Raw genomic sequence first — 21,746 nt, forward strand, 5'->3', positions numbered from 1 at the left:
TGCACATGATCCGGCTCGTCCCCGTTCAGCTTTGCCCGCCGCTCGGAGGCGCGCCATGTCCGTGATCAGCGCCGGGCCGTTTCCGCTGATGGCGGTGCTGGGCCTGGTCGCGGCCCTGATCGCCTGGTTGTTCGCGCGTGGCGTCGCCAGCGCCACCGATGGCGGACGCCGCCGCGCCGGCGCGGTGGTGCTCGACGCGTTCCTGCTCGGGGTGCTGGGCGCGCGCGTGGCGCATGTGCTGTGGCATGCCACGGACTACCTGCCGCAGCCGCTGTCGATCATCCGCCTGGGCGATGGCGGGTACTCGGTGTGGGCCGGCGTGGTCGTGGCCGCGGTGTACGCGCTGTGGCGCACCCGGCGCCAGGCGCCACGCAGGCCGGTGCTGCTCGGGTTGGCCGCGGGCGCCGTGTTCTGGCTGGTCGGCGGCATGGCGCTGTTCGCGGTGCAGCGCTCCACCATCGTCCTGCCCGACATCGTGCTCACCGACATGCAGGGCGCCGCGGTGCCGCTGTCCACGCATGCCGGCAGACCGCTGGTGATCAACCTGTGGGCGAGCTGGTGCGGCCCGTGCCGGCGTGAGATGCCGACCCTGGCGCGCGCGCAGGCGGAGCATCCGCAGGTGGCCTTCGTGTTCGCCAACCAGGGCGAGGACGCCGGCGAGGTGGCCGACTACCTGCGCGCCGAAATGCTGGCGCCGGGGAACATCCTGCTGGATCCGGAGTCGGAGCTGATGCGCCTGACCGGCGCGCGCGCGCTGCCGACCACGCTGTTCTTCGACGCCGATGGCCGGCTGCGCCGCGCGCACATGGGCGAACTGTCGCGGGCCACGCTGGAGGCGCGCCTGCGCGAGCTGCAATGACTTCCCGATTCCTTCCATGAGATATGCGATGACCCGTTCCCGTCCGCTCCTGTTCCTGCTCTCGGCCACATTGCTGGCGCCGGTTGCCTGTGCCCGCGACGGCGGTGCCACGCCACAGGCATCCCCGCCTGCAGGCACCCCCGCCGCCGAGCCGGAGGTGGTCAAGACCCTGCGCGGGCAGGGCGTGGAGTTCATGGGCACGTTCGATACGCCGGTGGGATTGACCGGCTACGCCGGCGTCGCCGGGCAGCGGCCGTTGGCGGTGTACGTGCCCAGCGACGGGCAGCATGCGATCATCGGCACCCTGGTCAATGCCAAGGGCGAGGACGTCGGTGCGGCCAAGCTCAAGGCGCTGGTGTCCGGGCCGATGGGCGCCAAGCTGTGGCAGCGGGTCGAGGCCAGCCACTGGGTGGCCGACGGCAAGGCCGACGCGCCGCGCATCGTGTACGCCTTCAGCGACCCCAACTGCCCGTACTGCAACCGCTTCTGGGAAGCGGCGCGGCCGTGGGTGGAATCGGGCAAGGTGCAGATCCGGCAGATCCTGGTGGGCGTGATCCGCGAGGACAGCGCCAACAAGGCCGCGGCGATCCTCGGCGCGGCGTCGCCGGAGCAGGCGCTGCAGCAGAACGAACGCGACTTTTCCCGCGGCGGGATCAAGGGCGTGGCCAAGGTGCCGGCCGCGATCGAGGCCAAGCTGCGCGACAACGAACTGGCGATGCTGGAGCTCGGGTTCCAGGGCACGCCGGGCATCGTGTTCAAGGACGCCGACGGCAGCGTGCAGACGCGCTCGGGCCTGCCGCAGGGCGATGACCTGCAGGCGGTGCTGGGGCCGCGCTGATCGCGGCGCCCGCGGGCACCGCGCCATGGAGGCCGGCGGCGATGTAATAGTCTCCGCCGCGCCGGGCTGACTAAGCTGGCGGGGTCCTGCACGGAGCCCGCCATGAGCCACGACCACAACCACGTCCCCAGCGAGATAAGCCACGAAAAGCCCCTGTGGTGGGCGCTGGCGCTGACCTCGTCCTACCTGGTGGTGGAGGTGGTCGGTGCGTTCATGACCAACAGCCTGGCGCTGTTGTCCGATGCCGCGCACATGGCCACCGACGCGCTGGCGCTGGTGATCGCGCTGACCGCGGTGCGGCTCAGCCGGCGCCCGGCCGATGCGCGCCGCACCTATGGCTACGCGCGGCTGGAAGCGCTGGGCGCGCTGGCCAACGGCGGCCTGCTGTTCGCGGTCGGCCTGTACATCCTGTGGGAGGCCGTGGGCCGCTTCCGCGCGCCGCAGCCCATCGCCTCCACCGGCATGCTGTGGGTGGCCGGCTTCGGCCTGCTGGTCAACCTGATCGCCATGCGCCTGCTCAGCGCCGGCAGCGGCGAGAGCCTGAACGTCAAGGGCGCCTACCTGGAAGTGTGGAGCGACATGCTCGGCTCGGTGGCGGTGATCATCGCCGCGCTGATCATCCGCTTCACCGGCTGGACCCTGGTCGACCCGATCCTCGCCGTGCTGATCGGCCTGTGGGTGCTGCCGCGCACCTGGGTGCTGCTGCGCGACGCGCTGAACGTGCTGCTCGAAGGCGTGCCCAAGGGCATCGCGCTGGCCGAGGTCGAGCAGGCGCTGCGCGGCCATGCCGGCGTCACCGACATCCACGACCTGCATGTCTGGGCGCTGGGCTCGAGCACGCCGGCGTTGACCGCGCACGTGGTGACGGCGGCCACCGGCCAGGACGCGGACACGCTGCGGCGCACCCTAGCCGCCATGCTGCACGAGCGCTTCGGCATCGACCACGTGACCCTGCAGGTGGAGGCCGACCATTGTGGCGATGCCTGCGCCGTGCACGCGCGGCAGGGCGCGCACGCCGATGGCGACCACGACGGCCACGATCACGGGCATTGAGCGGCGTTGCCGGCGGCTGGCCGGAAACGGCGTATCCTCGCGGCAGGACACCGGGCAGCGGAGGCCATGCATGAAAACCGCGCAGGAAATCGTCGATTCGCGCCTCGTGCTGCGTTCGCTCTGTGCCGCGCTGGCGCTGATGGGCATGGCGGCGATGGCGTATCGGGTGCATCAGGTCGCCATCGGCCGCATCCCGTTCGATTACTGGCTGCCGGTGTCCCTGCTCGGCGCCCTGTATGCCGTATGCCTGTTCGGCCATGTCGCGCTGAGGGGCCGGCTGCCCTCGTTCATGGCCAGGGCCGGCGGTCCGGCAGGGGATTGATCAGCGCGGTCACCACCGCCGGCCTTGCCACGGTAGGTGCGCGGCTTGCCTCGTACGCTGTTGCCACAACGGAAAGGCCCATGCGGGGCAAGCCCCGCATCTACGCAGGTGGGCGCCTGCCTGCGCCGTGCGCGGATCGTACGAGGTCCCGACCACCGATCATCGACAGCATCCAACCACCGCCTGCATTGACGCGGTAGGTGCGAGGCTTGCCTCGCACGCTGTTGCCCCAACGGAAAAAGCCCCATGCGGGACAAGCCCGCATCTCCGCGCAGGTGCCGGTGGGGCCATCCGGCAAGTCGTCAATGCCGGGGCATGCAGCCCAGCGCGCTGAGTACGCCATGCAGGGCCGGTACCTGCATCAGCCATGGGGCGGCGATGGTCAGCAGACCGGCGGCGAGGATGAAACCGGCCAGCGCCATGCGCAGGCCCGGGCGTTGCAGCCCACGGCCGATGCGCGCGCCGGACCAGGTCAGCGGCACCATCACCGGCAGGGTGGCCAGGCCGAATACCGCCATCACCAGCGCGCCGCCCAGTGCGTTGGCCTGCAGCCAGGCCACGCTCAGCAGGCTCAGGCTCAGGCCGCACGGCATCCAGCCCCACAGCGCACCCAGCGCCAGGCGGCGCCAGGCGCGGTCCGCCGGCAGCAGGTGCTGGTGCAGGGGCCGCAGCCATTGCCACAGCTGCTGGCCGGGACGGGCCAGCAGGTCCAGGCGGCCGCCGCGACCGAGCAGGCGCAGCGCCAGCAGCACCAGGGCGAGGCCGGCGGCGACGCGCACGCCCAGCGCCAGGGTGTCGCTGCGTGCCAGCCGCAGGATGCCGCCGCCCAGTCCGCCGGCCAGCGCGCCGGCCACGGTGTAGCCGCTGACGCGGCCGAGATTGGCCTGCCAGGCCACGCCCAGGGCACGGCCCGGGGCCATCGCCGGGAAGCCGGTGGCGATGCCGCCACACATCACCGCGCAGTGCAGCCCGCCGAGCAGGCCGGCGACGAACGCGGCGGTCAGGACCGGGATGTCCAGTGGCAACACGGTCAGTCTTCGCGGGCCGGGTCCGCGCTGCCGCGGCGGTCGTCGCCCGCCTGGGCCGGGGGCGGCGCGGGGCGGTCGTTGTCTTCCAGGATGTCCAGCGCGGGGGTGTCGAGGTCATCGAACTGGCCGCGCTTGACCGCCCAGACAAAGGCGCCCACGGCCGCGCCCAGCAGCACCAGGCTGATCGGGATCAACATCAGCAGGATGGCCATCAGGGTGCCTCCGTGGGGGTCTTGAGCCGCGCCAGGCGCAGCGCGTTGAGGGTGACGATCAGCGACGACAGCGCCATGCCCAGCGCCGCCAGCCACGGCGTGACCCAGCCGGCCGCGGCCAGCGGCAGCGCCAGCAGGTTGTAGCCGGTGGCCCAGGCCAGATTCTGGCGGATGATGCGCTGGGTGGCACGCGCCAGGGTGACCGCGGCCGGAATCCGGCGCAGGCCGCCGCCGGTGGTGACCAGGTCGGCGGCGCGGTGCGCCAGCGACGCGCCTTCGCCCATGGCGATGGAAACGTCGGCGCCCGCCAGCACCGGCGCGTCGTTGAGGCCGTCGCCGACCATCGCCACCACCCGGCCTTCGGCCTGCAGGCGCCGCACCAGCGCCAGCTTGTCCTCCGGCGACTGCCGCGCGTGGGCATCGTCCAGCCCCAGCGCCGCGGCCATGCGCCGCACCGCCGCTTCGCCGTCGCCGCTGGCCAGGTGCACGCGCAGGCCCTGCGCGCGCAGCGCGGCGAGCGCCTGCGCGGCGTCGTCGCGGGCGCGTTCTTCCAGCACGAAGCGGGCAACGGCGCGTTGGCCGTCGCCGAGCCACAGCGCACCGTCGTCAGGCTGCGCGGCGGCGAAATCGGCCCGGCCCAGGCGCCAGTGGCGGCCATCGACCGTGCCCTGCACGCCGCGCCCGGGAACCGCCTGGACCTGCGTGGCGGGCAGCGCGGCGGCATTGCCGCGGGTGAAGGCGGCGGCCAGCGGGTGGCCGCTGTCGCGCTCCAGCGCGGCGGCGATATCCAGCGCGGCGGCCGCATCCAGCGACGCATCCAGCACCTGGGTGGCGGCCAGCACCGGGCGGCCGTCGCTGAGCGTGCCGGTCTTGTCGAACACGATGTCGGTGGCGCGTGCCAGCGTATCCATCGCGTCCGCGCGTACCGCCAGCAGGCCGATGCGCGCCAGCGCGCCATGCGCGGTGGCCAGCGCCGCCGGCACCGACAGCGACAGCGCGCAGGGGCAGCTGATCACCAGCAGGGCGAGGGTGACTTCCAGCGCGCGTTCGGGCTGGTAGTGCCACCAGCCGGCGAACACGACCAGCGCCACCGGCAGCAGCGCCAGCACGAAGCGGCTGCCGATGCGGTCGGCCAGCCGCGCCAGCGCCGGCCGGTGCGCCTGCGCCTGTTCGACCAGCCGCGCCAGCTGCGACAGGCGGGTGGCGGTGCCGGTGAGGGTGACGCGCAGCCGCGCCGGACGCTCGCGGCATACGGTGCCGGCATAGACCGGCTCGCCGGGTTGCTTGCGTACGGGTTCGGATTCGCCGGTCAACAGCGCTTCCTCGAACCAGGCCTCGTCGCCGTCGCCGCCGAGCAGCACGCCGTCGGCCGGCACCGCCTCGCCGGCGGCCACGCAGGCCACGTCGCCGACGCTCAGTGCCGCCAGCGGTACCGCCTCGCGCTGGCCGTCGGCGCGCTCGCGGGTGGCGAACGCCGGGCGCGCGCGGGCCAGCGCGTCGACCTGGGCGCTGGCCACCGCGCGCGCGCGCTGCTCCAGCATGCGCGCGGCCAGCAGCAGGAACACGAACATCACCGCCGCGTCGTACCAGACATGCGGGCCGCCGCGGAGGGTCTCGAACAGGCTGGCGAAGTAGGCGAGCAGGGTCGAGCTGGCGATCAGCACATCCATGCCCAGGCGGCGTTCGCGCAGTTCGCGCATCGCCCCGGACAGGAACGGCCAGCCGGAATAGAACACCACCGGCGTGCACAGCAGGAACGTCAGCCAGCGGAAGAAATCGCGGGTGGGCACCGGCATGGTGCTGTTGAAGTCCAGGTACAGCGCCTCGGCCAGCATCATCGCCTGCAGCATGCCCAGGCCGGCGATGCCCAGCCGCAGCAGCCAGCGCCGGCGTTCGCGGGTGCGCTGCCGCTCGGCGGCCTCGCTGCCGGCCAGGTACGGGCGGTAGCCGAGCATCGCCAGCCGCCGCAGCGGCGCCGACAGCGCGGTCCGCGCCGGGTCCCAGGCGATGCGGATGCGGCCGGTGACGGCGTTGGCGCCGCAGTCGATCACGCCCGGCTCGCGCGCCAGCGCGCGATCGATCAGCCACGCGCAGGCCGCGCAGCGCATGCCGTCGGTGAGCAGGGTGATCTCGCGGCCGCCGTCGACCGGGCGGCTGTGCTCGGCCTGCACGTCGGCGCGGTCCCAGACCGCAAGGTCGGGCAGGTCCTCGCCGACGCGCGCGGCATTGGCGCTGCGCAGGCGGTAGTACCCGTCCAGGTCGGCGCTGGCGATCCACTCGGCGGCGGCGGCGCAGCCATGGCAGCAGAACGCGTGCGTGCCGCCGCCCAGCGCCGCCATGTGGGGCTGGGCCGGCAGTGCTTCGCCGCAGTGGTGGCAGGTGCCGGTGGCCGCCATGACGGCGGGCGACCGCGCCGGATCGGCGATCACGTCCGGGCTCAGTGTGCCCCGCCCAGCGAGGGGGACAGGCGTGCGGCGTGCTGCTGTTTCGGCAGCCGGCCGTGCAGGCGCCAGCGGCCGTCGGCGTCGCGCAGCTGCACGACCCAGTCGTGCTCGCCGTCCACCGCCTGCTCGACGCGCCAGCCCGGGCCCTGCGGCAGCAGTTCCAGGCGCAGGTCGTCGGACTGCCGGGTGGGGTGTTCCAGCACCAGCTGCAGCGCCGCCGCGCTGGCGAACCTGCCGGTGGCCGGCAGCACTTCGACCACGCCGTCCTCGACCCGCAGCACCGCGCTCAGGCCCAGCTTGGCGGCCGCTTCATCCGGCCCCAGGTCGGTGGTCTGGATCTGCGACACGCGCTGTACCGGGTCGGACACGACATCGGCGCCGCCGGAACGCACGGCAACGATCACCAGTCCGACACCGGCCACGATCGACAGCAGCGGCAGGCCGACCACCAGCCAGAACACGGGGACCCGCCAGGGGGATTTCGGACGTTCGTTCATTGCACCGGACCAAAGAAACTGCTTTCGACGACGCGCTTCTCGTCGCCCCCCTCGCGCTCGACCACGAAGCGCAGCGCGCGGCGGCCGCTGACCTGGCCGTCGGCGACCACGTTCAGTGCCACCGGCAGCACCTGCTCGGGGCCGGCCTGGACCTCGGTCTGGCCCTGCAGGCGCAGGCCGGCGTCGGCAGGCTCCAGGGTAATGCGGTAACGCCGCGTCTCCTGGCTCTTGTTGATCAGCTTGAGCGTGTAGTCGTTGGCGATAGTGCCGTCGGCGGACTGCCGGTACAGCGCATTGCGGTCGCGCAGCACTTCGGCGATCAGCTCGCTGCGGTGGCCCACGCCCCACACCCAGGCGCTGCACAGGCCCAGCAGCAGCAGGCCGTAGACGAAGATGCGCGGGCGCAGCACGCGGGTCGGCTTGCCGTCGATGGCGTTCTGCGTGGAGTAGCGGATCAGGCCATGCGGGTAGCCCATCTTGTCCATGACTTCGTCGCAGGCGTCGATGCAGGCGCCGCAGGCGATGCATTCGTACTGCAGGCCGTTGCGGATGTCGATGCCGGTCGGGCAGACCTGCACGCAGATGGTGCAGTCGATGCAGTCGCCCAGTTCCTCGGGCGCGAATTTCGGCAGCGGCGCGACTTCGGCCAGGTCGCCGTCCCAGGTGATCGTGCCCTTGGCGTGGGCGGCCTGGGTGGCGGCGGACGGATGGCGGCCGGCACGGAACACGTAGTCATAGGCGACCGACGGGATCAGCAGGCCGCGTGCGCGCTCCAGCACGCTGCCGAGGCCGCGCTTGCGCGGGCCGCGCGGTTCGCCGCGCATCGGGTCGTAGGCGATCAGCAGCGTGTTGCGGTCGAACATCGCGCTCTGGAAGCGCGCATACGGGCACATGTACTTGCACACCTGCTCGCGCAGGACGCCGGCGTTGCCCCAGGTGGCCAGCGCGTAGAACAGTACCCAGAAGGTCTCCCAGCCGCCCCATTCGAACGGCAGCAGGCGTGCGCCCAGGTCCTTGATCGGGGTGAAGAAGCCGACGAAGGTGAAGCCGGTCCACAGCGCGAACAGCAGCCACAGCAGGTGCTTGCTGCCCTTGCGCAGCACCTTTTCGCGGTTCCACGGGCCGGCGTCGAGTTTCATCCGCCGCGGGCGGTCGCCCTCGGTCCAGCGCTCCATCCACAGGAAGGTCTCGGTCCACACCGTCTGCGGGCAGGCATAGCCGCACCACAGCCGGCCGGACAGCGCGGTCGAGAAGAACAGGGTCATGGCCGCGATGATCAGCAGCAGCGCCAGGAACAGGAAGTCCTGCGGCCAGAACACCAGCCCGAAGATGTAGAACTTGCGCGCGGGCAGGTCGAACAGCACCGCCTGGCGGCCGTCCCACGACAGCCACGGGAACACGTAGTACATGCCCAGCAGCCACACCACCGCGGCCACCCGCAGGCGGTTGAAGCGGCCCGAGACATCGCGCGGGTAGACCTTGCGCTCGCTGACGTAGAACGAATTGCCCTGTTCGTCCACGACATCCAGCGGAATGCGCTTGCTCATGGCGTGCGTTCCATGCGGGCTGGCGGGGGAGGGAGCGGGAACGGGCGGTAAGCGGTCATGGGGTCTGCGGGGCGTGTTGCTGCGCGGGAGCGCTCAGTATCGGGCCGTAACGGAGGCAAGGAAGCGACGGATTGTCGCAGCCGCCGCTCAGCGATCCGGCGGCAGGGCGCGGTTGAAGCGGCTGGCGGGCCGCAGCAGGATCCAGGTGAACAGGCTGGAGGACGCGGTGGCCAGCCAGAACATGGCGAAGCCCAGCGTATAGCCGAGCTCGCGTGAAATGGGCAGGTCGGGGAAGGTCATGTCGCGCAGCGTCAGCGGGTCGACGAAGGCGAAGAACACCATCGTCGCCACGCCGGCGGCAAAGAAGCTGGGCCAGGCGATGGCCCCCACGCGCTGGGCCAGCGGACGTGGGGGGTGGTCGAAGCGTGGCTCGCTGAAGTCGGTCACTTTGCGCTCGTGCCTGCCGGGGTGTCCGCCTGATTATGCGACAACGACCAGACATAGGCAGCGACCAGCCGGACCCGGGTCTCGCCGAGCAGTTCGCGGTGCGCCGGCATGCTGCCGTGGCGGCCTTCGGTGATCGTCTTGTACAGGCTTTCGCGGCTGTTGCCGTAGAGCCAGTAGTTGTCGGTCAGGTCCGGCGCGCCGATGTCCTGGTTGCCCTTGCCGTCGACCCCATGGCAGGCCACGCAGACGCCCTCGTAGAGCTTCTTGCCGCGGGCGGCCATGTAGTTGTTCTGCAGGGTCTCCGGGGCCGACAGGGTGCGCACGTAGGCGATGGTGTAGTCGATCGCCTCCGGGCCGCCCATGCCGGTGAGCACGGTGCCCCACTCGGGCATGATGCCTTCGCGGCCGTCCAGCACCGTTTCCAGGATGCGCTCGGGCGAGCCGCCCCAGTGCCAGATGTCGTCGGTCAGGTTCGGGTAGCCGATGGCACCCTGGCCCGAGGAGCCGTGGCAGGTGGCGCAGGTGTTGCCGAAGATCGAGCGGCCCAGCGCCAGCGCCTTGGGATCCCTGGCCAGCTGGTCGATCGGCTTGCCGGCATACGGCTTGAAGGTCTGCTCGAGCTTGGCGTCCTCGATGGCCTTCTCCTTGGCGTGCTCGCCCTTGGAGGTCCAGCCGCTGTAACCGGGGATGTTGCCCAGCCCGCCGTACCAGAACAGGTAGCCGATGCTGAAGAAGATGGTCAGGTAGAACAGGTTGATCCACCAGCGCGGCAGCGGCTTGTTGTACTCGGTGATGTCACCGTCCCAGGTGTGCAGCGTGTCCTCGGGCTTCGGGTCGCCCGGGCGGCGGCGTGCGGTCCACCACAGCAGCCACACGCAGCCCAGGATGTTCAGCGCAACCAGGGCGATGACGTACCACGTCCATCCCATGCTCATCATCCGCGCTCTCCCCCGTTGCCGTATTGCACGTTGTCATCTTCCAGCGGCAGGCGTGCCGCATCCTCGAACTCACGCTTGCGCTTCGGGCTCCAGGCCCAGATCCAGCCGCCGACGAACAGCACCAGCAGCAGCGCGGTCACGATGCCGGAGATCATGGCTGGCCTCCCCGCGGCGCATGCCGGCCCAGTCCCTGCAGGTAGGCCACGACCGCGTCCAGCTCGGTCTTGCCCTTGACGTCCTCGGCGGCGCTGGCGATCTGCTCGTCGCTGTACGGGTCGCCCAGCGCCTTGAGCGCGCTCATGTGCCGGGCCACGGTGGCGCCGTCGACCTGGTTCTTCTCCAGCCACGGGAAGCTGGGCATGTTCGACTCCGGCACCACGTCGCGCGGATTGATCAGGTGCACGCGGTGCCAGGCGTCGGAATAACGGCCGCCGACACGCGCCAGGTCCGGGCCGGTGCGCTTGCTGCCCCACTGGAAGGGGCGGTCGTAGACCGATTCGCCGGCCAGCGAGTAGTGGCCGTAGCGCTCGGTCTCGAAGCGCAGGGTGCGCACCATCTGCGAATGGCAGTTGTAGCAGCCCTCGCGGACGTAGACGTCACGGCCGGCCAGTTCCAGCGCCGGGTAGGGCTCGACGCCCTCCAGCGGCTTGATCGCCTCGGCCTGGAACATCAGCGGCACGATCTCGGCCAGGCCGCCGAACGACACGGCGACCGCGATCAGCACCGCCATCAGGCCGACGTTCTTCTCGACTTTCTCGTGGGGATTCTTGTTCTCGCTCATGGGGTTCCTTCCTCCTCAGGCACGCACTTCGGAGGCGTCGACGGGCAGCAGCGGCTGCGGTTCGATCGCGGGGGCGGTACGCCAGGTACGCCAGACGTTCCAGGCCATCAGGCACATGCCGCTCAGCACCACCAGGCCGCCGCCGAGGCGGATCAGGTAGTACGGATAGGTGAACGTCAGCGATTCGACGAAGGTGTAGGTCAGGGTGCCGTCGTCATTGGTCGCGCGCCACATCAGGCCCTGCATCACGCCGGCGATCCACATCGAGGCGATGTACAGCACCACGCCGATGGTGTGCAGCCAGAAGTGCGTGTCGATGGCCTTGACCGAATACATCTGCTCGCGGCCCAGCAGCTTGGGCATCAGCGCGTAGATCGAGCCGATCGAGATCATCGCCACCCAGCCCAGCGCGCCGGCGTGGACGTGGCCCACGGTCCAGTCGGTGTAGTGGGACAGCGAGTTGACCGTCTTGATCGACATCATCGGGCCTTCGAAGGTGGCGATCATGTAGAACGACACGGCCACGATCAGGAACTTCAGGATCGGGTCGGTGCGCAGCTTGTGCCACACGCCGGACAGGGTCAGCACGCCGTTGATCGCGCCACCCCACGACGGGGCCAGCAGGATCAGCGAGAACACCATGCCCAGCGACTGCGCCCAGTCGGGCAGGGCCGTGTACTGCAGGTGGTGCGGGCCGGCCCACATGTAGACCGCGATCAGCGCCCAGAAGTGCACGATCGACAGCCGGTAGGAGTACACCGGGCGGCCGGCCTGCTTGGGCACGAAGTAGTACATCATTCCCAGGAAGCCGGCGGTCAGGAAGAATCCCACCGCGTTATGGCCGTACCACCACTGCACCATCGCGTCCACCGCGCCGCTGTAGACCGAGTAGGACTTGGTCGCGCCGGCCGGCATGGAGATGTTGTTGACGATGTGCAGCAGCGCGATGGCGATGATGAAGCTGGCGTAGAACCAGTTCGCCACGTAGATGTGCTTGACCCGGCGCTTGGCGATGGTGCCGATGAACAGCACCGCGTAGGCCACCCACACCGCGGCGATCAGGATGTCGATCGGCCATTCCAGCTCGGCGTATTCCTTGCCCTGGGTGTAACCCAGTGGCAGGGTGATGGCCGCGGCCACGATCACCAGCTGCCAGCCCCAGAACACGAAGGCCGCCAGCTTGTCCGATATCAGCCGGACGTGGCAGGTACGCTGCACCACGTGCAGGCTGGTGGCGAACAGCGCGCAGCCACCGAAGGCGAAGATCACCGCATTGGTGTGCAGCGGTCGCAGCCGCCCGTAGCCCAGCCACGGTATGCCTTCGCCGAGCGTCGGCCAGTAAAGCTGGGCGGCGATGATCACGCCCACCAGCATCCCCACGATGCCCCAGACCACGGTCATCACCGCGAACTGGCGCACCACCTTGTCGTTATACGTCCCCTGCACGCTTTGCATGCGGCCTGATCCTCGGTCTGAACGGGGAAAATCATCCCCCGTGTGGAGCACTCCGGGCATTGACTTGAATCAATCCGTGTCCCGGGCGGTTGCGGCCATCCATGGATCCTTCCCCGTGGATGCCATCCTGAACAGTATATGACGGAGGCCCGGGCGACAGGGTCGCCCGGGCCTCGGTCCAGGTGCAGCGGAATCAGCGGGTTACGACCAGCTTGCCCTTCATCATGGCCGAGTGGCCGGGGAACGAGCAGTAGAAGCTGTAGTCGCCGCCGGCGGTGAGCTTGTTGCCCGGGAAGCGCACCTGGGTCTTCTGGCCGCCGCCGATCAGGCTGGTGTGGGCGATCACGCGGGCGTCCTTGGCCGGCACGTAGTTGTTGGCCACGCCGGCGCGGATCGCGTCACGGTTGACGCCGGCCATGTCGGCGGTGGTGGAGACGACCACGTTGTGGCCCATGGCGGTGGCCGGGAGCTTGCCGGTGTGGGTCAGTTCGAGGGTGATCGTGGCGCAGCCGGCCGAGACGGTGGCTTCCTTGAGATCGAACTGCATCGCGTCGTTGCCCTTGAGCGAAACGGTGCAGTTGCCGGCAGCCTGGGCCGCGCCCGCGGCACCGACGAGGGCCAGGGCGAGGAGAAGACGGCGCGAGGTTTTCATGGGTGTTGCTCCTGTGGGATATGCGTGGACGCAGCGTGCGGCCTGACCGTCACGGCCCGGCGCAGGCGTGTGCCGGGCGACGCGCATAGGGTCGGTCCAGACGCGCCGGATTTCCTTGATCTGGGTCAATCAAGCCGGCGGTGGCCGGCATCGGCGCGTTCGGCGTGCTTCCCCCGGATGCGCGGTCGACGCCGCGGAAGCCGCGGCGAACGCATGAGGGAGCAAAGGAGCAAAAAAGCAAAAGCGCAAAAGCGGCGCCCCCCGGGGGCATGGCGCGGCCCGGGGAGGGCGACCGCCGCCAGCGGTCAGGCCACGGGCGTGCGCAGTACCGGCATGTCCCAGCCCGGGCGCGGCGCGAAACGGTCGCCGTGGCGGGCCTGCAGGGTCCTGAGTTTTTCCACCAGAGCGTCGGCGCCGGTGGCGCGGATGTGCTGGATCGGGCCACCGCGGAACGGCGCGAAGCCGGTGCCGAAGATCACCCCGGCATCGAGCAGGTCGGCATCGGCGACCACGCCGTCGTGCAGGCAGGCGACCGCCTCGTTGAGCAGCGGCAGGATCAGGCGGTCCTCCAGGTCCGACGGCGCCTGGTAGTCCTTGGCCACCTCCGGCTTCACCGCGCGCCCGTTCTCCCATTTGTAGATGCCCTGGCCGTCCTTCTTGCCGCGCTTGCCGGCGTCCACGGACGCCAGCGCGGCCGGGATCTGCAGGCCCAGGAACGGCGCCAGCTCGCGGCCGACACTGGCGGCCACGTCCAGGCCGACGGTGTCGAGCAGTTCGATCGGGCCCATCGGCATGCCGAACTTCACCGCGGCGCGGTCGATCACCGGGCCGGGGATGCCTTCGGCATAGGCGGTGGCCGCTTCCAGCATGTACGGGAACAGCACCCGGTTGACCAGGAACCCTGGGGTGCCGGCCACCGGCACCGGGAACTTGCCCAGCGCCTTGCAGAACGCGGCCAGCCGCTGTCCGGTCTGCGGCGCCATGCGGTCGTGGTGGATGATCTCCACCAGCGGCATCTGCGCCACCGGGTTGAAGTAGTGCAGGCCAGCGAACCGGGCCGGCTGCGCGATGTGTTCGCGCAGTTCGTCCAGCGGGATCGAGGAGGTGTTGGTGGTCAGCAGCGCGTCGGGCTTCAGCCGCGGCTCCAGCGCCTGGTACAGCGCGCGCTTGGCTTCCGGGTTCTCGATGATCGCCTCGATCACCAGGTCGGCCTGGGCCACGCCGTCGCCGGCCAGATCGGCCTTCAACCGGGCGGCGACATCCGCGCGCCTGGCCGGGTCCTTCACCTTTTTCTCGAACAGCACCTGGGCACGGGCCATGGCCGGGTCGATGAAGCGCTGTTCGCGGTCCTGCAGGGTCACGTCGAACCCCTTGTAGGCCGCCCACGCGGCGATGTCGCCGCCCATCACCCCGGCGCCGACCACGTGCACGTGGCGGATGTCCGATTCCTTGCCGCCCAGGGCCTTGAGCCGTTCGGTCAGGAAGAAGATGCGGATCAGGTTGCGCGCGGTCGGGCCGCCGGCCAGCTTGACCACCGCGCGGCGCTCGGCGTCCAGCCGCGCCTGGATGCCGCTGCCGCCGCTGCGTTCCCAGGTCGAGATCAGCGCGTACGGCGCCGGGTAATGCTCCTTCCTGGCCTTGCGCGCGACCTGCCTGGCCATCTGCGGGGCCAGGATCCTGCGCGCCAGCCAGGTATTGGTGGCCCAGGCGGTGGCGCGTTGCCTGAACGGCCGGGTCACGCCTGACTGCAGCAGCGCGACCGCCGCGTCGACCAGTACCGCCGGGGCGGCGACCTTGTCGACCAGGCCGATGCCACGGGCGGCCGACGCCGACAGGGTGCGTCCAGTCAGCATCATGTCCATCGCCGCCGGTGCGCCGACCAGGCGCGGCAGGCGCGCGCTGCCGCCCCAGCCCGGGAAGATGCCCAGCTGGGTCTCGGGCAGGCCGATGCGGGTGGATGGATCGCTGGAGGCCACGCGGTAGCGGCAGGCCAGGGCCAGCTCGGTGCCGCCGCCCAGGCAGTGGCCGTGGATCGCGGCCACGGTGGGGCAGGGCAGCTCGGCCAGCTTCTGGTAGGTGGACTGGCCGCGGCGGATGGCGTCATTGACGGTGCCGCGGCGGTCGAACTCCTGGAACTCCTTCAGGTCCGCCCCGGCAATGAAGCCGGCGGCCTTGGCCGAGCGGATCACCACCCCCCTGGGCGGGTCGATCGCCAGCCGTTCGACGATGTCGCCCAGTTCCAGCAGCACGTCCTGGGACATCGCGTTGACCGGACTGTCGCGGCGGTCCAGGGCCAGCACGACGACGCCGTCGTCGCGGATTTCGGCCTGCCAGTGAGTGAAGCGGAGCCCATCGAAACCTGAAAGCATGGGACGTTCCATCCGGTTGTGTATGGAGAAGATCGCTATGATCCAGAGGTTGTTTCCCCGGCGTCAAATCCCAATGCTGGGGAGGCAGGCGCGTTCGCGCCGGCCGGTCGCCAGCGACAGGCTATCCGAACGCGGGTTGCAGCATGTCTACATCCCGTTCGCGCGCGTCACGGCGGCGCGCGCAGGGCAGCCGCTATGCTCGGGCGCAGTGCGCGCCGGCCCGGGCCTGGCGGCCGCAAGGTAAACATGCTCTGAAGGACGGCGCGGCGCTCCGGGGACGGGACGCTGAACTTTTTCCGCCCCAGGCGGTCTCATTGCCCGACGTCGGTTGGGCTGACAGGAGTGCGGCCCCGCATGGCCGAGGTTGAAACACCGCAGGAGCTGGATCTGGAGCTGGTCCGGCGCGTGCAGCGCGGCGAGAGCGCGGCGTTCGATGTCCTGGTGCGCAAGTACCAGCACCGCATCGTCGCGCTGATCGGGCGCTACATCGCCGACTGGAGTGAATGTCAGGACGTGGCCCAGGACACTTTCGTCCGCGCCTATCGCGCGATCGGGAATTTCCGTGGCGACGCCCAGTTCTATACCTGGTTGCATCGAATCGCAGTGAATACCGCCAAGAACTACCTTGCCGCGCACAACCGGCGCCCGCCCACCGACGACGTCGAGATCGGCGATGCCGAACAGTTCGACGCCGGCGCGCGCCTGCGCGACACCGACACGCCCGAGCGCGAACTGATGCGGCAGGAACTGGAACAGACCGTGATGAAGGCGGTCGACGCGCTCCCCGAGGAGCTGCGTTCGGCCATCACGTTGCGAGAGGTGGAAGGCATGAGCTACGAGGAAATCGCACAGAAAATGGGGTGCCCGATCGGCACCGTGCGCTCGCGGATATTCCGTGCCCGCGAAGCCATCGACGCGCAGTTGCGTCCCCTGCTGGACACCGCCAGCGCCACCCGCGAGAGGAGCCGCGCATGAATGTTTCCGGCCGCGTCGATGCGGCGGCGGGCAATGCCGCCGACAAATTCGAACTGCACTACCGGCAGCAGCTGTCGGCGCTGGTCGATGGCGAGCTGGCCACCGACGAGGCGCGCTTCCTGCTGCGCCGACTCGAGCACGACGACGAGTTGTCCGGCTGCCAGGAACGCTGGCAGCTGTTGGGCGACGTACTGCGCGGCCAGGCCTGCGCGCCGGCACCGGCCGGGTTCGACCGCCGGATCCGTGCGGCGATCGCCGCCGACGCGGAGCAGGGGGGCACGGCCTCCGTGCGCCCGTCGCGTCGCGCGGGCTGGCGGCGCTGGGGCGGCGGTGCTGCCCTGGCCGCGTCGGTCGCGGCCGTGGCGCTGTTCATGGCGCGCGGACAGCTGCCGGCGCCGGGCGTGCCCGAAACCGTGATCGCCACCGCGGCGCAGGTCCCGGCGACCCCCGTCGTCGCCGATGCCGACCCGGCCACGGCCTCCGATGCCGAAGCCGGGCTGGCCGCCGCGGCGCCCGCCGTGGCCGCCGTCGCACTGCGGCGGGCAGATGCCGCCGCACGCCGCGGCAGCGCCACCCGCAACCAGCAGGTGGCACGCGGCGTCGCCGCGCGGCAGGCCGAGCCGGCACGCGCGGTGGCCGTGCAGGCGCCGCTGCCGGTCGTGCGCCATGACCCGTTCGCCGACCCCGGCAGCGTGCTGCAGGCGCGGCCATGGCCGCGCTCGAGCCTGGCGCCGGCGCTGTCGTCGGGCAATGCCCTGAATGCCAGCGCGTCTGCCGAAGGCGGTGCGACCTTCTACCCGTTCGAGCCGCGCCTGCCCCCGCAGGGGGCGCCGGCGCAGCCGGACGCGCAGCCGGCGCGGCCCTGAGCCGGCGTTTGTCCAGGTGCCCGCGGCGCTGTGCGGCGGGTACCGTTTCCCGGGATTTCCCCGTCTGGCGGCCACTGCCGGGCGGAGCGTGTTTCTTCATTTTCCAATCGGAGGCTCGAGTCTGATGACCCACCGTATCCCCACGCGGCTGTTCGGCCTGCTGGCAATGACCCTGCCGCTGGTCGCCTGTGCCCAGAGCAATGCCCCCACCGCCCCCGCCGAACAGGCGGTCGCCGCGCGCCCGGCCACGCCGGCCCCGCAGCTGGTCAGCGGCCTGCCCGACTTCACCCAGCTGGTGGACCGGGTCGGGCCCGGCGTGGTCAACGTCGAGACCGTCATCGGCGCGCGGCGCGGGCCGCGCATGGCTGGCGGAGGACGACCGGACATGGACCAGATGCCGGAATTCTTCCGGCGCTTCTTCGGGCCGGATTTCCAGATGCCGCGCGAGGCGCCTGAGGACGGGCCGCGCGGCCGCGGCATGGGCTCGGGCTTCATCATTTCCGCCGACGGCTACGTGCTCACCAACCACCACGTGATCGACGGCGCCGAGACGGTCAAGGTCAAGCTCAGCGACCGCCGCGAGTTCGACGCCAAGGTCGTCGGCAGCGACCAGCAGTACGACGTGGCGCTGCTGAAGATCGACGCCAAGGGCCTGCCGACCGTGCGCGTGGGCGATTCCAACACGCTCAAGCCCGGCCAGTGGGTGGTGGCGATCGGCTCGCCGTTCGGCCTGGATCACTCGGTGACCGCCGGCATCGTCAGCGCCACCGGCCGCAGCAACCCCTACGCCGAACAGCGCTACGTGCCGTTCATCCAGACCGACGTGGCGATCAACCAGGGCAACTCCGGCGGCCCGCTGCTCAACACCCGCGGCGAGGTGGTCGGCATCAACTCGCAGATCTTCTCCGCCTCCGGCGGCTACATGGGCATCAGCTTCGCCATCCCGATCGACCTGGCGATGAGCGCGGTGGAGCAGATCAAGAAGACCGGCAAGGTCAGCCGCGGCCAGCTGGGCGTGATGGTTGGCGCGGTGACCGCCGACATCGCGCAGGGCTTCAAGCTGCCGGACAGCCGTGGCGCGCTGGTCAACCAGATGGTCGAGGACTCGGCTGCGGCGAAGGCCGGTGTGCAGCTGGGTGACGTCATCCGCTCGGTCAACGGCACCGAGATCGCCGCCTCCAGCGACCTGCCGCCGCTGATCGGCGCCATGCCGCCGGGCAGCAAGGTGCGGCTGGGCATCCTGCGCGACGGCAAGCCGCGCGAGATCACCGTGACCCTGACCGAACTGGCCGAGGACGCCGCGCGCACGGCCAATGCCCCGGCCACGGCCGGCGAGGACAAGCCGCAGGCCGGTGCCAACGCGCTGCTGGGGCTGGAAGTGGCCGACCTGACCGCCGCCGAGCGCCGCCAGCTGGGCCTGGATGCCGGCGAGGGCGTGCGCATCACCGCCGTGAACAGCCAGGCCGCGCGCGAGGCACGGCTGGCGCCGGGCATGGTGGTGCTGCAGGTCGGGCGTACCCCGGTCGGCAGCGTGGCCGCGCTCAACCGCGAGCTGGCCGGCTACAAGAAGGGCGACGTGGTGATGCTGCTGGTGCGCGCGGGCGGCAACAGCGCCTTCGTCGCGGTCCGTGCCGGCGGCTGAACCCGCTCTTCATCAAGCTGTACGCAGGGGCCGCCTCCGGGCGGCCCCTGCCGTTGCGGCGGCCGCCCTGTGCGGGCTGCCCGCCGGCCGTGCGATAATGCCGCGTTATCCTGACGACGCGACGCGCCGCCGCCACCTTATGTCTGCCGATTCGATGCGGAACATCCGCAATTTCTCCATCATCGCCCACGTCGACCATGGCAAGTCCACCCTGGCCGACCGCATCATCCAGATCTGCGGCGGCCTGACCGCGCGCGAGATGGAAGCGCAGGTCCTGGACAACAACCCGATCGAGCGCGAGCGTGGCATCACCATCAAGGCGCAGTCGGTGTCGTTGCCGTACACCGCGCGCAACGGCGAAACCTACTACCTGAACTTCATCGACACCCCCGGCCACGTCGACTTCTCCTATGAGGTCAGCCGTTCGCTGGCCGCCTGCGAGGGCGCGCTGCTGGTGGTGGACGCGGCGCAGGGCGTGGAAGCCCAGTCCGTGGCCAACTGCTATACCGCGGTGGAGATGGGCCTGGAAGTGGTGCCGGTGCTGAACAAGATCGACCTGCCCACCGCCGACACCGAGCGCGCCAAGGCCGAAATCGAGGCGGTGATCGGCATCGACGCCACCGACGCGGTGCCGGTATCGGCCAAGACCGGGCTGAACGTGGAAGAGGTGCTGGAGGCCATCGTCCACCGCATCCCGCCGCCGGCCCCGCGCGATACCGACAAGCTGCAGGCGCTGATCATCGACTCCTGGTTCGACAACTACCTGGGCGTGGTCTCGCTGGTGCGGGTGATGCAGGGCGAGGTCAAGACCGGCGACAAGCTGCTGGTGATGTCCACCGGCCGCAACCACCAGGTCGACGCGGTGGGCGTGTTCACGCCCAAGCGCAAGGTCACCGGCAAGCTGTCGGCCGGCGAGGTGGGCTGGATCACCGCGTCGATCAAGGACGTGCACGGCGCGCCGGTCGGCGACACCCTGACCCTGGCCGCCGACCCGGCGCCGGCGCCGCTGCCCGGCTTCCAGGAAATGCAGCCGCGCGTGTTCGCCGGCCTGTTCCCGGTCGACGCCGAGGACTACCCGGACCTGCGCGAGGCGCTGGACAAGCTGCGCCTGAACGACGCCGCGCTGCGCTTCGAGCCGGAAAGCTCCGAGGCGATGGGCTTCGGCTTCCGCTGCGGCTTCCTCGGCATGCTGCACATGGAGATCGTGCAGGAGCGCCTGGAGCGCGAGTACGACCTGGACCTGATCAGCACCGCGCCGACCGTGGTCTACGAGGTGCTCAAGAGCGACGGCTCCATCGTGATGATGGACAACCCGGCCAAGCTGCCCCCGGTCAACCAGGTCGAGGAGATCCGCGAGCCGATCATCCGCGCCAACGTGCTCACCCCCGAGGAGTACATCGGCAACATCATCAAGCTGTGCGAAGAGAAGCGCGGCACCCAGATCGGCATCAATTACCTGGGCAGCCAGGTGCAGATCAGCTACGAACTGCCGATGGCCGAGGTGGTGCTGGACTTCTTCGACAAGCTCAAGTCGGTCAGCCGCGGCTATGCGTCGCTGGACTACCACTTCGTGCGCTTCGAGGCCGGTCCGTTCGTGCGCGTGGACGTGCTGATCAACGGCGACAAGGTCGACGCGCTGTCGCTGATCGTGCACCGCAGCCATGCCGACCGCCGCGGCCGCGAGCTGTGCGAGAAGATGAAGGACCTGATCCCGCGGCAGATGTTCGACGTCGCCATCCAGGCCGCCGTCGGCTCGCAGATCATCGCCCGCACCACGGTCAAGGCGATGCGCAAGAACGTGCTGGCCAAGTGCTATGGTGGCGACGTTTCGCGCAAGAAGAAGCTGCTGGAGAAGCAGAAGGAAGGCAAGAAGCGCATGAAGCAGGTCGGCCGCGTGGAGATCCCGCAGGAAGCCTTCCTGGCCGTGCTGCAGATGGACAACAAGTAAGCGGCCAGGGGCCTCCGGCCCCCGGTCCCCGCACTCAAGGACTCTGGAATGAAATGGTTTGAAATCGCCCTGGTGGTGCTGACCCTGGGATCGGGCCTGGTCCTGCTGCTGGACAAACTGTTCCTGGCCAAGCGCCGCGCGACCAAGGGCGGCCTGCTGGACAGCGAGGAACCGGCGCTCGTCGATTACTCGCGCGCGTTCTTCCCGGTGCTGGCGGTGGTGCTGGTGCTGCGCAGCTTCATCGCCGAGCCGTACAAGATCCCGTCCAGCTCGATGATGCCCAACCTGCTGATCGGCGACTTCATCCTGGTCAACAAGTTCGCCTACGGCATCCGCCTGCCGATCACCAACACCAAGGTGATCCCGACCGGCGAGCCCAAGCGCGGCGACGTGGTGGTGTTCCAGTTCCCCGGCCACCCGGACATGCCCGGCGACCCGCAGCGCGGCGAGAATTTCATCAAGCGCGTCATCGGTCTGCCGGGCGACCGCATCGGCTTCCATGGCGACACCCTGTCGATCAACGGGCAGCCGCTGGCCTACGAGATCAAGGGCGAGTACGTGGGCAAGGGCCGCGGTGCCGAAATGAATGGCGCCACCCTGCTCAGCGAGGCATTGCCGGGCCGTCCGCACACCGTGCTGGAGTATCTGGGCCGCGCCAATCCGGCCGGCCAGGGCGACTGGCAGGTGCCGCAGGGCCAGTACCTGGTCATGGGCGACAACCGCGACAACAGCGACGACGGCCGTTTCTGGGGCTTCCTGCCGGAGCAGAACCTGCGCGGCAAGGCGTTCCTGATCTGGCTCAACTGCAGCGGCTGGTTCTGCAAGGACGGCTTCGAGCCGTCGCGGATCGGCTCGGGCATCCAGTAACCTAGG

General features: G+C 70.2%; 21 protein-coding genes. 9 read left to right on the forward strand and 12 right to left on the reverse strand.

Annotated features, from left to right (window positions below; translation table 11 throughout):
* Positions 1-55 precede the first annotated feature (55 nt).
* The 4 genes from ACJ7VY_RS05335 (at position 56) to ACJ7VY_RS05350 (ending at position 3,072) form a co-directional block, all read left to right on the forward strand.
* Positions 56-859, forward strand: a complete 804-nt coding sequence (locus ACJ7VY_RS05335) for a prolipoprotein diacylglyceryl transferase family protein (RefSeq protein WP_104938395.1) — start codon at positions 56-58, stop codon at positions 857-859.
* Between the two features lie 28 nt (positions 860-887).
* Entirely contained in the window at positions 888-1,697 is an 810-nt protein-coding gene (dsbG, locus tag ACJ7VY_RS05340; RefSeq protein WP_409476517.1) for a thiol:disulfide interchange protein DsbG, read from the forward strand.
* Positions 1,698-1,799: 102 nt separating this feature from the next.
* Positions 1,800-2,750, forward strand: coding sequence for a cation diffusion facilitator family transporter (locus tag ACJ7VY_RS05345; RefSeq protein ID WP_409476518.1), 951 nt, complete (start codon positions 1,800-1,802; stop codon positions 2,748-2,750).
* A gap of 70 nt (positions 2,751-2,820) precedes the next feature.
* Positions 2,821-3,072, forward strand: a complete 252-nt coding sequence (locus tag ACJ7VY_RS05350) for a hypothetical protein (protein ID WP_293765630.1) — start codon at positions 2,821-2,823, stop codon at positions 3,070-3,072.
* Positions 3,073-3,374: 302 nt separating this feature from the next.
* On the opposite strand, the gene ACJ7VY_RS05355 is transcribed toward ACJ7VY_RS05350, so the two are convergent.
* The 12 genes from ACJ7VY_RS05355 to ACJ7VY_RS05410 form a co-directional block, all read right to left on the reverse strand.
* Positions 3,375-4,100, reverse strand: a complete 726-nt coding sequence (locus tag ACJ7VY_RS05355) for a sulfite exporter TauE/SafE family protein (RefSeq protein ID WP_312344164.1) — start codon at positions 4,098-4,100, stop codon at positions 3,375-3,377.
* A 2-nt stretch (positions 4,101-4,102) separates the two neighbouring features.
* Positions 4,103-4,312 (reverse strand): cbb3-type cytochrome oxidase assembly protein CcoS, encoded by a 210-nt coding sequence (gene ccoS, locus ACJ7VY_RS05360; protein ID WP_161613858.1) that lies wholly within the window; start codon positions 4,310-4,312, stop codon positions 4,103-4,105.
* Positions 4,312-6,741 carry a heavy metal translocating P-type ATPase gene (locus ACJ7VY_RS05365; protein ID WP_312344160.1) on the reverse strand — a complete coding sequence of 810 codons (2,430 nt, stop codon included), beginning with the start codon at positions 6,739-6,741 and terminating at the stop codon, positions 4,312-4,314. The genes ccoS and ACJ7VY_RS05365 overlap by 1 nt, the downstream gene beginning before the upstream one ends.
* Before the next feature lie 8 nt (positions 6,742-6,749).
* Positions 6,750-7,253: a FixH family protein gene (locus ACJ7VY_RS05370; RefSeq protein ID WP_240211567.1), complete on the reverse strand. Its 504-nt coding sequence runs from the start codon at positions 7,251-7,253 to the stop codon at positions 6,750-6,752.
* Positions 7,250-8,800: a 4Fe-4S dicluster domain-containing protein gene (locus ACJ7VY_RS05375; RefSeq protein ID WP_240211566.1), complete on the reverse strand. Its 1,551-nt coding sequence runs from the start codon at positions 8,798-8,800 to the stop codon at positions 7,250-7,252. Before ACJ7VY_RS05375 ends, ACJ7VY_RS05370 begins: the two co-directional genes overlap by 4 nt.
* A gap of 147 nt (positions 8,801-8,947) precedes the next feature.
* Positions 8,948-9,247: a hypothetical protein gene (locus ACJ7VY_RS05380; RefSeq protein WP_161613855.1), complete on the reverse strand. Its 300-nt coding sequence runs from the start codon at positions 9,245-9,247 to the stop codon at positions 8,948-8,950.
* Positions 9,244-10,176, reverse strand: a complete 933-nt coding sequence (ccoP, locus tag ACJ7VY_RS05385) for a cytochrome-c oxidase, cbb3-type subunit III (RefSeq protein WP_293765621.1) — start codon at positions 10,174-10,176, stop codon at positions 9,244-9,246. Before ccoP ends, ACJ7VY_RS05380 begins: the two co-directional genes overlap by 4 nt.
* 5 nt (positions 10,177-10,181) lie before the next feature.
* Positions 10,182-10,340, reverse strand: coding sequence for a cbb3-type cytochrome oxidase subunit 3 (locus tag ACJ7VY_RS05390; RefSeq protein WP_082393911.1), 159 nt, complete (start codon positions 10,338-10,340; stop codon positions 10,182-10,184).
* On the reverse strand, positions 10,337-10,966 hold the full coding sequence (gene ccoO, locus ACJ7VY_RS05395; protein WP_104938404.1) for a cytochrome-c oxidase, cbb3-type subunit II: 630 nt from the start codon (positions 10,964-10,966) through the stop codon (positions 10,337-10,339). Before ccoO ends, ACJ7VY_RS05390 begins: the two co-directional genes overlap by 4 nt.
* Before the next feature lie 15 nt (positions 10,967-10,981).
* Entirely contained in the window at positions 10,982-12,421 is a 1,440-nt protein-coding gene (gene ccoN, locus ACJ7VY_RS05400) for a cytochrome-c oxidase, cbb3-type subunit I (RefSeq protein ID WP_409476519.1), read from the reverse strand.
* 193 nt (positions 12,422-12,614) lie between these two features.
* Complete coding sequence (azu, locus tag ACJ7VY_RS05405) at positions 12,615-13,073, reverse strand: azurin (RefSeq protein ID WP_161613854.1); 459 nt, start codon at positions 13,071-13,073, stop codon at positions 12,615-12,617.
* 305 nt (positions 13,074-13,378) lie between these two features.
* Positions 13,379-15,442, reverse strand: a complete 2,064-nt coding sequence (locus tag ACJ7VY_RS05410) for a 3-hydroxyacyl-CoA dehydrogenase NAD-binding domain-containing protein (RefSeq protein ID WP_293765618.1) — start codon at positions 15,440-15,442, stop codon at positions 13,379-13,381.
* Between the two features lie 354 nt (positions 15,443-15,796).
* On the opposite strand from ACJ7VY_RS05410, the gene rpoE reads away from it, so the two are divergent.
* From rpoE to lepB, 5 genes are all read left to right on the forward strand, one after another.
* Positions 15,797-16,417, forward strand: a complete 621-nt coding sequence (gene rpoE, locus ACJ7VY_RS05415) for an RNA polymerase sigma factor RpoE (RefSeq protein WP_104938409.1) — start codon at positions 15,797-15,799, stop codon at positions 16,415-16,417.
* Entirely contained in the window at positions 16,414-17,283 is an 870-nt protein-coding gene (locus ACJ7VY_RS05420) for a sigma-E factor negative regulatory protein (protein ID WP_313229718.1), read from the forward strand. Before rpoE ends, ACJ7VY_RS05420 begins: the two co-directional genes overlap by 4 nt.
* Before the next feature lie 124 nt (positions 17,284-17,407).
* On the forward strand, positions 17,408-18,925 hold the full coding sequence (locus tag ACJ7VY_RS05425) for a DegQ family serine endoprotease (RefSeq protein WP_312344136.1): 1,518 nt from the start codon (positions 17,408-17,410) through the stop codon (positions 18,923-18,925).
* A gap of 154 nt (positions 18,926-19,079) precedes the next feature.
* Positions 19,080-20,873: a translation elongation factor 4 gene (gene lepA / locus ACJ7VY_RS05430; RefSeq protein ID WP_161614703.1), complete on the forward strand. Its 1,794-nt coding sequence runs from the start codon at positions 19,080-19,082 to the stop codon at positions 20,871-20,873.
* A 48-nt stretch (positions 20,874-20,921) separates the two neighbouring features.
* On the forward strand, positions 20,922-21,740 hold the full coding sequence (lepB, locus tag ACJ7VY_RS05435) for a signal peptidase I (RefSeq protein WP_321990191.1): 819 nt from the start codon (positions 20,922-20,924) through the stop codon (positions 21,738-21,740).
* Positions 21,741-21,746: the final 6 nt, after the last annotated feature.

The sequence above is a fragment of the Stenotrophomonas sp. Y-13 genome (assembly GCF_046267925.1).
GTDB lineage: Bacteria > Pseudomonadota > Gammaproteobacteria > Xanthomonadales > Xanthomonadaceae > Stenotrophomonas > Stenotrophomonas acidaminiphila_A.